Genomic DNA, 13189 nt, shown 5'->3' with positions numbered 1-13189 from the left:
TTGTGTGAGGGACCCAATGATTCCAACAACGGACACAGATCTTATCCTGTTAAAAGCCAAAATTTCAGCTCCTGCTATGAAGGAGCATCTTATTCCAAGAGATCGTCTGCTAGCTTCGATCACAGCAGGGTTGAAGCGCCGCCTCACCCTCCTATGTGCGCCTGCCGGCTTCGGCAAAACAACACTGCTCACCCAATGGGTTCATGCCCAGGCTCAAGCCTGTGCGTGGGTCACACTGGACGACTTGGATAATGATAATATTAGGTTTTGGCGATATATGATCCACGCGCTTGCGTCTGCCGCTCCTAGCCAAGCAGACCGTATCCTGCCGTTAGCCAACATTCTTCCTAGCGCATCCATCAGCACCTTTCTGGATGCGTTAATCAATGAGCTGTGTTCGTTAACGGAGCCTTTACCGCTCATTTTGGACAATTATCATAGAATTGAAGACCAACGCATTCATGACAATCTATCTTATTTTATAGATTACCTGCCTTCTAGCGTTCACATCCTGATCTCTACACGGACCGAACTCCCCTTCTCCACCGTTAAATGGATGCTCCAAGAGGAGCGGACCGAGATTAGCGCTCATCAGCTCGAATTTACGAAGGATGAAACGATACAATTTTTCAATGAGGTGTCAGGTATCGAGCTGCACCAACGGCATATTCAGCAGTTGATGCTGCAAACCGAGGGATGGGTAACGGGCCTTCAGCTGGTATCGATATCCTTTCGCTCCGAGACGAATTACGATCGTTTCATCGGAGAATTCCATGGAAATCACCGTAGCGTTTCCGATTATTTATTTCATGAAGTCGTATCCAAGCTTCCCGATGACGTCTATCGATTTTTACTGGCGACCAGCGTGCTCGATCGGATGGACTCGCAAATTTGCACCAGCATCTGTCCGGAAACCGATAGCCTACAAATGCTCGAAAGCGTAAAGAACCTGAACTTGTTTCTGGTTCCTCTAGACGATCGTGATCAATGGTATCGCTACTATCATTTGTTTGCCCAGTATCTGCAGAAGCTTCTCCAAAAAAACGATCCCGTTCAATGGCTCCAATCCAACCTTGTGGCAAGCAAATGCTTCGCGGAACGCGGATGGATGGATGAAGCCATCGATCATGCAATTGCGGCCAAAGACTTTGCTCTAGTGGAGCTTTATTTGGAGCAGCATCTCCCAATCGTCTTGGAACGCGGGGAGATTTCCACTTTGTTGCGCTGGTTCGAAAGCTTCCCAAAATCATACGGGCTGTCTCTGGAAATGTCTCTCATGTACACTTTTACCCTTATGTTGACAGGACAGTTTGATCGCTCGGAAGCCGAGCTGGAGCTTGTAGATCAAGCCTGCCAATCGCTAGACGACAAGATGAGACAAAAGCAGCTTCAAAGCGGCATCCTGTTCGTTAAATCGAATCTATTGTTTGCTGCTGGGAAATTTACCAAATGGCTTTCATCCAGTCATGACATGCTCAACGAGATGCTGCCGGAAAATCCAACTTACTATAACTTCAACTACAATATGACCGAGCCTCAAGTGAGGCGAACAGCACTAGGGCTTAAAGGGCTGCTTTCAAGTGAAACAGAAGCCGTTGGCAAGCTGTTTATGGAAAAACTAGAGTCTCATGGATGGCAGCATTCACTCATTCATTTGTACGTAAAGCAGTCGCTTGCCGAAGGATATTACGAATGGAACCAGCTTGATTCTTCGCGTTCTGCAGCACTTTTCATAGAAGCAGCTGCCATAAGCAAGAAAACTCCCGGATTGCTCATTCCACTCCGAATGACACAATCTCTTCTTTATATAGCACAAGGCCTGACTCACGTCGCTCTCTCTACAATTGAAGAACTTATAGAAATAGCGCGGAGAGACTTTGGCGATCACTGGGTGAATACCTTAAGGGCGTTCAAAGCCCGTATTCACTTGAAGGACGGACACATAGCAGAAGCCAAGAAGGAGCTTGCGCCACTCCAAGTTTCTGCCAAGGACCGGCCTACCTTCAATCGTGAGTACCACTATGTCACCTTAGTCCGGCTATTGGCGAAACAGCACAAGGAGAAGGAAGCTCTTCGACTATTGGAGCTGCTTAAGCCTCAATGCGAGAGGGAACAGCTGCTGTCAAGCATAGTAGAAATCAGCATGCTGCAGGCTTTGCTCGAATATCAGCGGGGACAGCGAAACGCAGCCCTATCCTATCTGCATGAGGCACTTCTTATTGGAGAGAGAAATGGGTATGTCCGCAGCTTTCTGGACGAGGGTATGCCCATGGCGGAACTATTGTCTATATATTTAGGACAAAGTAAGTCGGGTGGTATAACCGACAGGAACTCCGTCTCTGAATCTTATGTTAACCAGCTTCTCACCTTGTTCCCGAATGAGAAGCTGCCATCAGCTCTTCATCCCCCCTCGGCAGCAGCTTCGTTGAGTCGTAACGAAATAAATCTGATCCGATTAATTCGCAACGGTGCTACGAACAAGCAAATAGCAGCCGAGCTTTATTTATCTGAAGGAACGGTCAAGGTATACCTCTCCCGTTTATATGAGAAGCTGGGCGTTTCCTCGCGGACTCAAGCCCTGATGGCCGTTCAGGACCTGCGGTTGTCGGACCATGAGTCTTAAAGGGCTGAACAGTCCAAACAAAAAAGGCAAGTCCGGTATAATCCGGACTTGCCTTTCCATCATCCCTTTGTTTCTACATCCAATATATCCAGCAGGAAGACGAAAATCGGAATCCCCAGAATCAAGCCCCATACTCCTAAATAATGCTCGGAAAATACGAGTACCACGAACGTGTAGAACATAGGAAGATTCATTTTGGAGGACATCAGTTTCGGATTCAACAAATATCCTTCCAATACATGCAGCACCGCAATCATGGCAATGACGTATACAATCATCATCAATCCGCCGATATTGTATCCGATCAGACATAATGGAATAAGGGATACGACAAAGCCTACCACAGGAACCAGACTAAGCATGAAAATCATAATGGACAAGGCAAAAAGGTACGGGAAGCCTAGAATCCACAGACCAATCACCGTGAATACTGTGTTACAAAGAGCAATCAGAAGCTGTGCTTCAATTACTTTACCGAATGATAAAATGAATTTTCTCCCGAAATACTCCAGTTCTTCATACAGCCAGGATAATTTACTTGCTTTAAGCTTGAAGGTAAACGTAACAATCCGGCTTTTTTCAAGAATAAACACAAGGCTAAGAATTAAAGACAAGACGAAAGTCGTTCCCCAGTTACTGATTCTCAGTACGTATTCAAAACCTTGCTTAACATAGGCCTGTAAATTCAAATCTTTCAAGGTTTTATAAATATAGCGGGAAAACTCGTCTTCAGGTGCCGGTAAATTCGTAAAGGCAACCAGACTATCTTTTAACTGTTTTATTTGAATAAAAAGCTTAGGGACATAATGAATCAGAGCAAAAACGATCATAGTAACGAAAATCAAATATAACAGGATGATAATGACCTTACTGTTCACCACAACGTACTTGCTGATTCTTTTTGACAAAGCTTGCTGTAGGCTGTGCATGACATACGCGATCAGAAAGGTTAACAAAACCAGGTTGAGCATGTCTCTAATACTGAACAGCAACAAGCATATTATCGCCAGAATGGAAAATCGTCGTACTGTTAAATTCGCAAAGAAACGTCTTACATTCTCCATTGATTCATCTCCATTCAAGTGGCCCCTCAACTATCTCTTTCTTAGTGTACAGCAAGGAAAACCGTTATAGCAATGCCATCCGAAGCTCAAGTCCCTTTCGCGACTCACCTAAGTTCCTTCAGGTCCACTTCCACTGTCGGTCTGCACGAATACGTCTATAGTATTTACGTTCTTTCTGGTAAACTGGATGCAAAACATTTATCATTTTCACATAAAAAAGGAGAGTTTGCTCCCATGATAGTTGCATCCGACGGCAGTGGAGATTTCCTCACAGTTCAAGAAGCGCTCGATCAAATTCCTAACGGTCACCCCGAGCGAGTCATTATTTACATAAGAAACGGAGTTTACAAAGAGAAAATTCATGTGGAAAAACCAAGAGTCAGTCTGGTTGGTGAAAGCGCGGAGCATACGATTCTTACCTTTGACGATTACGCCCGCAAAACATTTCCTAACGGAGATCCCTACGAGACGTTTCACTCTTATTCCTTCTTCGTCGGCGCCGACGATTTCTCAGCTGAGCAGATTACGTTTGAAAATTCGGCAGGACGAGGGGCTCTTGTCGGTCAAGCACTGGCCGCTTATGTGGATGGAGATCGGGTAACGTTCAAAAATTGCCGTTTTATCGGCCATCAGGATACGCTATTTACCGGACCGTTACCACCCGCTCCTATGCAAAGGGCACATTTTGGCGGTCCCCGTGAAGGCTTTCCTCGTAGAAATGTACGGCAGTACTACGAGCAATGCTATTTGGAGGGTGATGTCGACTTCATATTCGGTTCGGCGACAGCCGTGTTTAACCAATGTGAGATTTTCTCCAAACGGCGCATGGGCGAAGAAGATGCAAAGGAGTTTCCCGCGGATTCCATTCACGGCTGGCTGACGGCTCCCTCAACTCCAGAAGAAGTTCCTTTCGGCTATGTGTTCCATAATTGCCGTTTAACCAGCGACGCTCCTGTACAATCCGTCTATCTTGGCAGACCATGGAGAAACTATGCCAAAGTCGCCTTCTTACACTGCTGGATGGGCGAGCATATTATCATGGCCGGATGGGACAACTGGAATAAGCCGGAGAGTGAGTCGACAACCGCTTTCTGTGAGTATGACTGTCAAGGGCCAGGGGCTTCTTCGGAGCAAAGAGTAGCCTGGTCGAAGAAACTGACTGCGGAGGAGGCCCCATCTTATTCGATCCAGCGGGTACTCGCGGGTGAAGACGGCTGGAATCCCATGTCGATTGAGTAAAAAGATAAAACCATAGGAACGTTCTCTATAAAAGAGACAGGTTCCTATGGTTTTTTCAATGTATACACGACTAGTTTTTAGCCTCGAACATTAGTGCTGGATTTCATCCACTTCGCCCAAAGTTGCCGCTGTAATAGCTTTGCCGGGAGCCGATTCGTTTCCTGCCCCGTCTCTCGCTCTCACCGTATAAACATAGCTCGTTGACGCATTAAGTCCTTTGTCAATATAGCTGGTTGTTGGGCTGCTTCCTATCTTGACGTTATCTCTATAGATGTCATAGCCTGCTACTCCAACATTATCTGTAGCATCCATCCAAGCGATACATATCAAATTCGTGCTGAGTCCTGTAACAGCCACATTCTCTGGTGCAGTTGGAGACGTTGTGTCTCGTTTGTCACCATTAAGGTCTGCAACGGTGATCGGAATTCTTGAAGGGCTGGTTGTTCCATTGCCCAACTGGCCTGAGTTGTTCTCACCCCACATGAAGTATGCTTCATCTTCACTTTTCGCCGCACTTGAGAACGTTCCCGCATCAATAATATTTGCGCCGGTGATCGAGATAACCTTTACAGGCGTGGATCGATTCGTCGTTGTGCCATCCCCCAGTTGCCCGAATTGGTTACTCCCCCAGGACCATACGCTTCCATCACCGCGAATGGCCAGACTGTGGAACAGCCCTCCTGCAAGCATGCGTACGTCATTCAAGCCCGTCACTCGCTCTGGCTTCAATCGGCTATTAGTCGTTCCATCACCCAATTGCCCGTAACGATTGTCTCCCCATGTATACACGCTTCCGTCGCTTTGAAGTGCCATGCTGTGATAGCCTCCCGATGCAATCGCGTAAACATTAGTTAATACAGAAACTTGTACAGGCGTGCTGCGATTATCGTTTGTCCCATCACCCAGTTGTCCTGCGTAATTATCCCCCCAAGCCCATACCGTCCCGTCGTTTTTTAACGCGAGGGTAGAGGAACCGGAAGACGAAATAGCTGTTACATGATTCAAGCCGCTGACCTGTACTGGATTCCAACGGGTAGAGGTTGTCCCATCTCCCAATTGTCCGGATACATTATAGCCCCAGGTCCAAACGGTCCCGTCCTTTTTGAGGGCAACGCTGTGTGTCGCTCCGCTAGTAATAGCAGCTACATCATCCATCACCTTCACGGGATAGGAACGGCTTGTCTCACTTCCGCTGCCCAGCTGGCCGAAGCTGTTATCCCCCCAGGCCCAGACCTGACCGTTGCTTTGCAAAGCAAGGCTATGGATTCCTTTAGCGCTGACGGATCGGATATCGCTTAGACCCGGGATCTTTTCGGGAATCGTAAGCGAGGACTTGTCCCCTCCCTCATGAGTACCCGGACCAGTGCCCCACGCCCACACAGCGCCGTCCTGACCGACAGCCAGGGAATGTCTCTCTCCGGTAGTCAAAGTAGTGAAAGGCATTGATGTCGATGGGTAAACAGCTGCCGTTACAGTCGGCTTCTCTACCGGTATCGCTTCGATAGGGGCATAGACATTATAAGTAACTCGGGTAACGGACCTTCCTGTACCGGCAGCAGCGTACAATCTGTCATTTGATGACGTTGATGGAGAAGACAATACATTATATGGCGCTATGGATGAACCAACTGTGGCGGAACCATTAAAGCCTTTCGGATTCGGCCCGGCCACATGCGCGGATTCAAAATCCGCAAAGGCCGCAGGAGCGCTGAACAAGAGAAGACCGCCCATGAAGATGGTCATCGTTTTTCGATTTCTGTACTTCATAAATTTGAGGATCACCCTCTCTATTTGGAATTTCCGATTGATGTACCACGTGCTTTTAACGGTATTACTTCAATTTAATAATTGCCAGTTGAGCCCCGCCGCCAGAAGTTAATGTAGCGGCTCCCAATAAACCAAATAGTTGAAGCTCAATAGTATCCCCTGCGGCTAACGGGATGATCACGTTGGAATTATACTGGGACTGAGATGTGGTTGGACTGAGTACACTTGCCTGTACGGTTGCGCCATTAACATTAATTCTTGAGCTGGCTAACAGTGCAGCTGTCAGATTAATATTGTAGTTGATATAGTACAAGCCTGTCTCTGTCACAGTGAATACCGTGTTCGACCCATTCACGGTAATCCCTTCTACATTCTGGTTGTTAGGCAACGGAATGTCCGTCCCGCCCAATATAACAGCAATAACCGAGCCTGAAGTATTGGCAGCAAATCCGAATGTGGCAATCCCTCCAGCTGTTCCTGTGGCGCCTGTTGGGCCTGTTACGCCCTGGATACCTTGGACGCCCTGCGGGCCTGTCGGGCCTGTCGGACCTGTCGCTCCGGTGGCTCCCGCAGGACCCGTTACACCCTGGATACCTTGGATGCCTTGTGTGCCCTGAGGACCTGTCGCTCCCGTTTGACCAGTTGCTCCTACAGCTCCAGTTGCCCCCGTAGCTCCTGTGATACCTTGGATACCCTGCGCCCCTGTCGGACCTGTTGCTCCTGCCGCACCAGTCGCTCCCGCTGGACCTATGGCACCGTCAGCCCCAGTAGCCCCCGTTACACCTTGAATGCCCTGCGCTCCTGTTGTACCTGCCGGTCCTACAGCACCGTCAGCTCCCGCTGGACCTATAGCGCCGGTTGCCCCGGTCGCTCCAGTGGCTCCTGTAGCTCCATCGGCACCATCAGCTCCTGCTGAACCCGCTGGACCTACACCCCCGGAAGAACCTCTGTCTCCCTTCTCACCTTTTTCGCCTTTCTCTCCGGGATCGCCTTTATCCCCTTTATCACCCTTATCGCCTTTTTCTCCTTTGTCGCCTTGTTGAGCCTTATGTTGAACCTCAGCTTGCTGCTGCGCAGCTGCCTCTACAAAGTAAGCTGTACTGCCGCTGTGAACAACCGTCACGGCTTGTCCAGCCTTCAAGGAGGTTACAGGTCCTTTTTCGTTGTATATGATGCTGTCAGGATGCATCGTAAAGAGCACTTTTTTACCTGACTTATCCGTAATCGTCAACGTACTTCCGGACAATTCTACAAACTGCCCTTTCGTTACTCTCTCAGGAAGCTGATTCACGACGGCTTCAGCGTTGCTCAAAATCGTCGCCAGCTGCGCTCTCGTTACTAGCTCTTTGGGTTTAAACGTTTGATCCGGAAACCCGCTGATCACCTTTAGCTGCAAGGCAGCGTTGACGAAACCTACCGACCAATCCGATAAAGCTCCCGCATCGGCAAAAGGTACCGAAGCCTTGGACAGAGCCGATGCGTCCGTCTGCTTACCCATTGCGCGAATGACCAAACGGGTGATCCATTCGCGGCTTGCCGGCTGCTTACCCCAATTGGCGTCCGATGCCTGCGTTTCTTCGCCCTCCACGAGGAGTCCCTTGCTCAAAGCAAGCCAAGCCCAATTTTTGGCCCATGCGTCCACTCCTACAGGAGGATTCCCGGCTTTATCCGCCGCTTCTTCATAGCCCAGGTAACGAAGCGCCATCACTAACGATTCCTGATGACTCACCGGGCTATCCGGATTAAATCGCCCCGTATCATCCCCTACAATAAGCCCAAGCGCTTTGACTTTGACAATCGATTTATAGGCCCATGAGGCTGCGTCTACATCAGGAAATGCGGCTGCGTTAGCCACACTCGGCTTGGACAAATCCAGTAGCGGCAAAGTATTTGCAAATTGACTTACTACCAAAAATGCCATAGATGATTTCAATATAAGTTTGTGTTTCTTTTCTTTCACAACGAACCCTCCCTAATTATGATAAAACCGTTTCAAAATATCGCTTGTTAGCCAGCACCTGACTATTGTTCGGAATGAATTTCATAGCCATTTCATTATGCTGATTGGCCAATTCCTTCTTGCCTAATCGGTCATAGCAGACACACAGCTGTAAATGCGGCAGCCACGTCCAGCAATCATGATCGATGATAGCGTTAGTCATGTCCGGCTTCGGAGTATCTGCAGCAAGCTTGTACCAAAAAGCAGCTTCTTCATACCGTTCCTCTGACAAGCAATAAAATCCAAGTCTACAGCAGTTCTCTGCCCTCGGCAGACCGTGTATAAACGATTGAAGCGCTTGAGACTTGGCCTCTTGGATATTCCCGAGATTGTGGAAGCTATCCGCCATCCGGCCACAGGCCCTAATCTTGTCCTCTACCCATCCGTCGGTATGTTTAAGAAACTGTTCATACTGTCCAATGGCCCGCTCCCACTGCTCATGGTCCGCCAGTTCGTTGGCAAAATAATATAAATCGCGGGCATTAAACGCTTCTCCTGCGGCAAGCCTTGTTTCATAAATGTTCAAATTTCGTGATAAGTTCTTATGCATCCTGTCATGGGTAATGCTAATATCGGATGCAACAATGTTGCCATACACATTCAAATACTCATGAACGGGACCGATCCATTGAAATCCTTTTTCCCGTTTGACCAAGCGGTTTCTGCGTGAGCTTACGGTCACTTGGCCGTTTTCGTTAAACGCAATATTGTAGTTCATCGAAACTGCATCCGTATCCCATTGAACCGCGGATAGCAGCCTTTGCAGCTTCTCCGCATCGTGCGGCTGTACTACATCATCCGCGTCGAGCCATAGGATATAATCCTGAGTAGCTTGACTGAACGCATAATTCCTTGCTTTGGCGAAATCTTGGACCCATGTGAAGTCATACAATTGATCCGTATAACTGCTGGCGATTTCTTTGGTTCTGTCTTCTGAACCCGTATCCACTATGATGATCTCGTCAACCAACCCTTTGACGCTCGATAAGCAGCGGTCCAATGTTTGTTCCTCATTTTTGACAATCATGCACAAGCTCACCGTAACCGGATAGGTCCACTTCATTAGAGCCTCGGTGACATCAATTCCCCACTTTTCCTGTGCTATCGCTTGGTTTCTCGTCAACTGCGATGAGTACCAATTCGGTTCCTCTGGAAATAAAGATGGGGGCGATGTATACCGAACGAAGCAATCTTGCGCGATATACAGACTGTAACCAGCCTGAAGCGCTCGGTAGCAAAGATCATCGTCCTCATATGTTTCCAGACCGAATCGCTCGTCAAAGCCACCCAACTGCTCCAGAACCTCTTTGCGCATTAGAAGAAGATGGCTGAGTAGACGAGTCACTTTTTGAGAACAGCCCGATTGGGTCAATATCATTGCCCTAGCGGTCCTGTCCAATTGCATCATGGTTTCACACGGAATAGGAAGCCTTTGCATTCCACTGACATCATTGCTCATCGGACCTACCAGAGCCGCGTCAGGATGGTTATCCAAACAATCAGACAAATGAAATAGCCATTGCTCGGAGACCCCAATATGGTCCCTTATGAAAACCACCCGCTCTCCTTTGGCTATCACGGCGCCCAGATTATAACTTGCCGCAACACCAAGTCTGGTATGGTTCGTTAGAAGGTGATGTACTTGGGTTCTTTTTAAAACCCGTGTTACAATATCTCCCCCTCCGTCATTAATAGCAATGATCTCATACGTCCCGCCGGTGTACTGTTTGATTCTTGCAATACATGCCTCTGCCAGCTCCGCATGTTGAACCAACAAAACAATGCTATATTTCATACCATCCCCTCCCAAGGAAACACCTTTCGACAACAAGATTATACAAATAAGTCCATTATCTACCTTTAGACTATCATATTTTCCTTACTAACCACTCACAAATTGCTAACATAAAATGTTAAATTTAACACATTTGCTTGCAGTTGATTTATCAAGCTACTAATATAAATCAAAAGAAATTTGTTTTGTAGTGAACGTTGTCATTACTTTTGTCATATGACAAATTTTTTCCTCTCCGAATTCAGTTGAACTTTCCTGATATGGATATATAATGAAAGTAGTTTTAAATCGACATTCATGAATGTCTAAAATAGGAGGATCTCCTTTGACACCTCGAACTATTGAACAAAACGATGCGATCCGCAAGCAGCGGATTGCCCAAATCCGAAACACCGCCGTAGAAGTTTTTCTGGATAAGGGTATGCAGATGGAGATGGGAGATATCGCCCGAAAGCCGGATTAGGCCGCGGGACCGTGTACCATTACTATAATAATAAGATCCATCTGGTGGAGGATTTGCTGCTGGAGGCATTTGAAGAAGCCGAGCATATTACAGCTAGGGCGATGCATTCAACGGAGCCCCCGTTAGTTCGTCTGGAACAATATGCCGCTCTCCAATTGGAGAGCTGGGTGCGACAGCCCTTTGGTTTTGTTTTGTTCAAAAATTGGTTTCACTCGGAGCCTATTCTTGTTCATTACAACGAAAGACTGTTAGCGAGTATTCACGAGCGCTTGTATAAGCCTGTTCTGGAGGCAGTGGGGGAAGGCATTCGCTCAGGACAGATTGCAGCCACGCAGCCTGGAACAACGGTTTCGGTATTTTTCGCGGCATTAATCGGAGCATCGGGTGCTTATATCGGCAATAAAGATAGCGACGGAGCAATAAACCCTGAAGAATGGATTCGTGATGTCATCACGGTACTGTTCAAAGGTCTGCAAACAGAACGTCACCCAAAGGAGAATAAATAATGATAACTATAAAAAGTGAGCAAGAAATCCGAATGATGCATGAAGCTGGCAAACAAGTCGCCGCTCTGCACAAAGAAATAGCCAAGATCATCCGACCCGGCATCACCACCCTGCAGATCGATGCCTTTGCAGAGCAATTTATGACTCAAATTGGGGCAACACCAGAGCAGAAAGGGTTCAATGGCTATCGCTTTGCGACCTGCGCCTCGATCAATGACGAGATTTGTCACGGATTTCCAAATGAGCGGCCGCTTCAGGATGGAGATATTGTCACCATTGATTTCGTTATCAATTTGAACGGCAGTCTGGCCGATTCCGCCTGGACCTATGCGGTAGGCTCTATTTCGGAAGAGGCCCATCGGTTAATGGAGATTACGAAGCAATCCATGTATAAAGGGATTGAGCAAGCCTTGATCGGTAATCGCCTAGGCGATATAGGCCAAGCGATCCAATCGTTCGTGGAGCCAACAGGGTTCTCCGTTGTGCGTGATTTTTGCGGGCATGGGGTCGGTCCTACTTTGCATGAGGATCCTCAGGTTCCTCACTATGGGAAAGCCGGAACTGGCCTCCGCTTAAAGGAAGGCATGGTCATCACCATCGAACCGATGGTCAACACCGGAGGCTGGCATGCCAAGATGGATTTGAATGACTGGACGGCGAGAACCGTTGATGGCAGCTTATCCGCACAATATGAGCATACGGTAGCGATTACCGCCAATGGGCCATTAATTTTGACAGCACAGGATTAACAAGACATAAAAAAGGGCAGCTTCCAAGAATAACCTCTTGGAACTGCCCTGCTTTTGTTAGTGGATATCCTTTTTCTTAAAGCGTCCGCCCTTCACATCGTGAATGTTGCCGATAGCCAGAAATGCGTTCGGGTCGTGCTCATCCACAATGGATTTGAGCTTCGCTTCCTCCAAACGGGTGATGACGCTGAAGATGACCTTTTTGTCGTCACCGCTAAATGCGCCCTCTCCATTCAGATATGTTACGCCGCGGCCAAGCCGGAAGGTGATTGCTTGTCCGATTTTTTCCGATTCGTCGCTGATGATCCATACCGATTTGGATTGATCCAAACCTTCAATTGTAATATCGAGCATTTTGTAAGCAACGAAGTAAGCAATAAGAGAATACATAGCATGATCCCAGCCGAAGACGAAGCCGGCGCTGCTAAGAATAAACAGGTTGAAGAACATAACAATTTCGCCTACAGAGAACGGCGTTTTTTTACTGAACAGAATAGCGACAATCTCTGTCCCGTCTAGTGAGCCGCCCGAACGGATAACCAAGCCTACACCGATACCGAGAATAACGCCTCCGAACACGGCTGCAAGCAGAGGGTCCATCGTGAACGGTTTAATCGAATGCAGAAGCGAACTGCCCAGAGACATGATAAGGACGGAAAACAATGTCGATATAGCAAAGGTTTTCCCAATCTGCTTGTAGCCTATCATGAGAAAAGGCAGATTGAGCAGAACCAGAAATATCCCTAACGGAATATGAAGTAAATGAGATAAAATAATGGAAATACCTACAATGCCACCGTCAATAATATTGTTCGGAACGAGAAAAATTTCCAACCCCATAGAGAATAACGCTGATCCGAAGATCATGAATAAGATTCTACGGAAAAATTTAGTCCGGGTTACTTTTTGATGCTGTGCAGCGATTTGTTCTTGTGATAACGGAATATTAGTCATTGAAATCCCCTCTTCTTACACTTATTCATT

10 protein-coding genes are annotated in these 13189 nt (G+C 47.5%); 5 read left to right on the top strand and 5 right to left on the bottom strand.

Going from position 1 to position 13189, the window contains the following annotated elements; genetic code table 11:
- Positions 1–16 precede the first annotated feature (16 nt).
- Positions 17–2623, top strand: coding sequence for a winged helix-turn-helix domain-containing protein (locus tag BP97_RS41405; RefSeq protein ID WP_028549066.1), 2607 nt, complete (start codon positions 17–19; stop codon positions 2621–2623).
- 59 nt (positions 2624–2682) lie between these two features.
- On the opposite strand, the gene BP97_RS0110545 is transcribed toward BP97_RS41405, so the two are convergent.
- Entirely contained in the window at positions 2683–3687 is a 1005-nt protein-coding gene (locus BP97_RS0110545) for an AI-2E family transporter (protein ID WP_028549065.1), read from the bottom strand.
- Positions 3688–3921: 234 nt separating this feature from the next.
- On the opposite strand from BP97_RS0110545, the gene BP97_RS0110540 reads away from it, so the two are divergent.
- Positions 3922–4926, top strand: a complete 1005-nt coding sequence (locus BP97_RS0110540; RefSeq protein ID WP_028549064.1) for a pectinesterase family protein — start codon at positions 3922–3924, stop codon at positions 4924–4926.
- Between the two features lie 90 nt (positions 4927–5016).
- Here BP97_RS0110540 and BP97_RS38775 read toward each other — a convergent pair whose 3' ends face one another.
- From BP97_RS38775 to BP97_RS41560, 3 genes are all read right to left on the bottom strand, one after another.
- Positions 5017–6693 carry an RCC1 domain-containing protein gene (locus tag BP97_RS38775; RefSeq protein ID WP_051620494.1) on the bottom strand — a complete coding sequence of 559 codons (1677 nt, stop codon included), beginning with the start codon at positions 6691–6693 and terminating at the stop codon, positions 5017–5019.
- Positions 6694–6757: 64 nt separating this feature from the next.
- Positions 6758–8653, bottom strand: coding sequence for a BclA C-terminal domain-containing protein (locus tag BP97_RS41400; RefSeq protein WP_051620493.1), 1896 nt, complete (start codon positions 8651–8653; stop codon positions 6758–6760).
- 16 nt (positions 8654–8669) lie between these two features.
- Positions 8670–10487, bottom strand: coding sequence for a glycosyltransferase (locus BP97_RS41560; RefSeq protein WP_081824020.1), 1818 nt, complete (start codon positions 10485–10487; stop codon positions 8670–8672).
- Between the two features lie 325 nt (positions 10488–10812).
- Between BP97_RS41560 and BP97_RS40155 the strand changes: the two genes are divergently transcribed.
- From BP97_RS40155 to map, 3 genes are read left to right on the top strand one after another with little or no spacing between them, the layout of a single operon-like run.
- Positions 10813–10950, top strand: a complete 138-nt coding sequence (locus BP97_RS40155) for a hypothetical protein (protein WP_156043187.1) — start codon at positions 10813–10815, stop codon at positions 10948–10950.
- Between the two features lie 11 nt (positions 10951–10961).
- Positions 10962–11456 (top strand): hypothetical protein, encoded by a 495-nt coding sequence (locus BP97_RS0110515; protein WP_028549062.1) that lies wholly within the window; start codon positions 10962–10964, stop codon positions 11454–11456.
- Positions 11456–12205, top strand: a complete 750-nt coding sequence (gene map / locus BP97_RS0110510) for a type I methionyl aminopeptidase (RefSeq protein ID WP_028549061.1) — start codon at positions 11456–11458, stop codon at positions 12203–12205. The genes BP97_RS0110515 and map overlap by 1 nt, the downstream gene beginning before the upstream one ends.
- Positions 12206–12262: 57 nt before the next feature.
- Here map and BP97_RS0110505 read toward each other — a convergent pair whose 3' ends face one another.
- On the bottom strand, positions 12263–13072 hold the full coding sequence (locus tag BP97_RS0110505; RefSeq protein WP_231506275.1) for a YitT family protein: 810 nt from the start codon (positions 13070–13072) through the stop codon (positions 12263–12265).
- Positions 13073–13189: the final 117 nt, after the last annotated feature.

Origin of the sequence: Paenibacillus sp. UNC451MF (assembly GCF_000686845.1) — a bacterium.
Lineage (GTDB): Bacteria > Bacillota > Bacilli > Paenibacillales > NBRC-103111 > Paenibacillus_S.
The sequence above is the reverse complement of the archived record's forward strand: the minus strand, read 5'-3'. Positions and strand labels throughout refer to the sequence as shown.

Bases quoted from the DNA above. Each gene is read 5' to 3' on its own strand.
- BP97_RS41405 (WP_028549066.1), top strand. From the start codon at position 17: ATGATTCCAACAACGGACACAGATCTTATCCTGTTAAAAGCCAAAATT.
- BP97_RS0110545 (WP_028549065.1), bottom strand. From the start codon at position 3,687: ATGGAGAATGTAAGACGTTTCTTTGCGAATTTAACAGTACGACGATTT.
- BP97_RS0110540 (WP_028549064.1), top strand. From the start codon at position 3,922: ATGATAGTTGCATCCGACGGCAGTGGAGATTTCCTCACAGTTCAAGAA.
- BP97_RS38775 (WP_051620494.1), bottom strand. From the start codon at position 6,693: ATGAAGTACAGAAATCGAAAAACGATGACCATCTTCATGGGCGGTCTT.
- BP97_RS41560 (WP_081824020.1), bottom strand. From the start codon at position 10,487: ATGAAATATAGCATTGTTTTGTTGGTTCAACATGCGGAGCTGGCAGAG.
- map (WP_028549061.1), top strand. From the start codon at position 11,456: ATGATAACTATAAAAAGTGAGCAAGAAATCCGAATGATGCATGAAGCT.
- BP97_RS0110505 (WP_231506275.1), bottom strand. From the start codon at position 13,072: ATGATCTTCGGATCAGCGTTATTCTCTATGGGGTTGGAAATTTTTCTC.